Below are 1,738 nucleotides of genomic sequence, written 5' to 3' on the forward strand. Positions count from 1 at the left end.
TTACGGAGCCAGCGCGGTGACCACCAGGCGGAGTGGCCGGTGATGCGGAGCAGGACCGGCAGGAGCACGAGTCGGATGAGTGCGGCGTCGAGCAGGACCGCGACGCCGAGGATGATGCCCATTTCCTTCGGGGGTAGCGGGTCGGCGAGGGCGAAGGTGAAGAACACGGCGACCATGACGGCGGCGGCGGCGAAGATCACGCGTCCGGAGTGGGCCAGGCCATCGATCAGGGCGCGCTGCGGACTGCCGGTGAGTTCGTAGTGCTCTTTGGCGCTGGCGAGCAGGAACACGGTGTAGTCCATGGCGATGGCGAAGATCATCGCGAAGAAGAACACCGGCCCCCAGCCGTCGAGGAACCCCTGTGGAGTGAAGCCGAGGAGCCCGGCGAGGTGACCGTCCTGGAAGATCAGCTTCGCCACGCCGAACGCGGCGCCGGTGGAGAGCAGGCTGACGACGGTACCCAGCAGCGCGATGACCGGGGCTTGCAGAGCGACCAGGAGTAGGACGAACCCGAGGGCCAGGATCACCCCGACGACCAACGGCAGGTAGTCGTTCAGTGCGGTCTGCAGGTCCAGGTTCTCCGCCGGCGCACCACCGACGAGTGCGTCGTCGGGCAGGGTGTCGCGTAGCCGGTCGAGCGTGTCGCCCAGTTGCGGCGAGGACGGATCGACGGTCGGCATGGCTTGGACCAGGGCGTAGTCGGAGCCGTCGGAGGCGGGTTGCGGCGGGGTGACCATCGCGATGCCGTCGGTGTCCTTGGCCTGGGCGGCGGTGGCCTGGGCGTCGGCGGCGGGGGTGATGATCTGCAGCATGCCGGGGGCGCCGTCGCCGAAGCTGTCTTGAACGGCTTCGTAGCCCTGCCGGACCGGGGCATCGTTCGGGACGACCTGGATGGAGGGCATCGCGACCTTGAGCCCGAACACCGGCAGGGACAGGGCGATCAACACCAGCAGCGCGCCGAGGGCGAAGGGCCAGGGTTTACGGCTCAGCAACTGCCCCCAGCGGGAGAACCGTGGCGAGTGGGCCTCGGTGCGCTTGGCCCAGGGCAGGGCGAGGGAGTTGACCCGGCCGCCGAGCTTGCCCAGCACGGCCGGGAGCAGGGTGAGGGTGGCGGCGAGGACGAAGACGACGGCGAGCATGATGCCCACGGCCATGGTCCGCACCGCCGGTGCGGGGACGAGCAGCACGGCGGAGAGGCTGACCAGCACGGTGATGCCGGACAACAGGACGGCCTTGCCGGCGGTGTCCATGGTTTCGGCCACCGCGGCCCGCGCGTCCGCCAGCTTGCGCAGAGCGTCGCGGAAGCGAACGACGAGGAAGAGCGCGTAGTCGATGCCCAGGGCGAGGGCGAACATCATGGCGAAGTTCATCGCCCACACCGAGATCGGGGTGATCTCGTTGAGCAGCACCAGCGCACCGGCGGAGGCGCCGAGCCCGGCCAGGGTCAGCAGCAACGGCAGCCCTGCGGCCACGAGTGAGCCGAACGCGAGCACCATGATCGCCAGGGTGACCGGCCACGACACCATTTCGGCCTGAATCATCGCGTCGTGGTTGGCTTCGTTGAAGTCGCTCCACAGTGCCGATGCCCCGGTCGGGTAGACGTGCACCGACGACGTGGACAGCCCAGTCAAGTCGGCCTTGAGATCATCGACCGCGCGGACCATGTCATCGGTGTTCGCGTTGGCTCCGGCGAGCAGAATGCCGGTGCGGCCGTCCGGGCTGATCGTCATCCCCGGTT

The 1,738-nt window shown here is 68.8% G+C and carries 1 protein-coding gene; it reads right to left on the reverse strand.

What is annotated here, in order from left to right:
- The coding region (locus D0C15_RS33800) for an MMPL family transporter (RefSeq protein WP_245976533.1) at positions 1-1,730 on the reverse strand (1,730 nt) is incomplete at its 3' end.
- Positions 1,731-1,738 lie beyond the last annotated feature (8 nt).

Source organism: Amycolatopsis palatopharyngis (genome assembly GCF_003385185.1).
Taxonomy (GTDB): Bacteria; Actinomycetota; Actinomycetes; order Mycobacteriales; family Pseudonocardiaceae; genus Amycolatopsis; species Amycolatopsis palatopharyngis.